We start from the raw sequence: 569 nt of genomic DNA on the forward strand, positions 1-569 counted from the left end.
TGATTTCAGCCTGACACCCTAACCCAACACCTCGCCATTCGCTCCCTGGCGGTCACTGGCGCACGCCGTGCGGTCGTCCGCTGGTCACCATGCCGAACCACGCCTCGCGCCCCTGTGAGCGTCTGGCGAGGATTGGCGGTGTATAAGGATGATATATCGTTTTTCGATATGAAGGCTGCGCAGCACCGACGCGTGAATACGCAGCCGCTTTGACGCGCTCGAACCCATACGCTGCGCGCACATCATGGCGTTCCATCACCCCGCCGACTCCGCTACATGTGGCGACAGATACACCACGGGGGAGAAACCGGACCATGGTGACCGGTGAGATCAAGAACCAGATCGATAACATCTGGAATGCGTTCTGGTCGGGCGGGGTGTCGAACCCGCTCTCGGTGATCGAGCAGATCACCTACCTGCTCTTCATCAAGCGGCTCGACGAGCTTCACGAGAAGGAGGAGCGCAAGTCGAACCGGCTCAAGAAGCCCATGGAGCGGCGCTATTTCCCCGAGGGTGAGGACGAGCTGGGCCTGCCCTATGAGGACATGCGCTGGTCCCGGTTCAAGGGC

Annotated in this window: 1 protein-coding gene; it reads left to right on the plus strand. The window is 60.8% G+C overall.

What is annotated here, in order from left to right:
• Positions 1–314: 314 nt before the first annotated feature.
• Positions 315–569, plus strand: a 255-nt coding sequence (locus tag PKF00_RS44150) for a type I restriction-modification system subunit M N-terminal domain-containing protein (protein ID WP_271223777.1), incomplete at its 3' end; no start/stop codon positions are given.

Origin of the sequence: Streptosporangium carneum, from assembly GCF_027922005.1 — a bacterium.
Taxonomy (GTDB): Bacteria; Actinomycetota; Actinomycetes; order Streptosporangiales; family Streptosporangiaceae; genus Streptosporangium; species Streptosporangium carneum.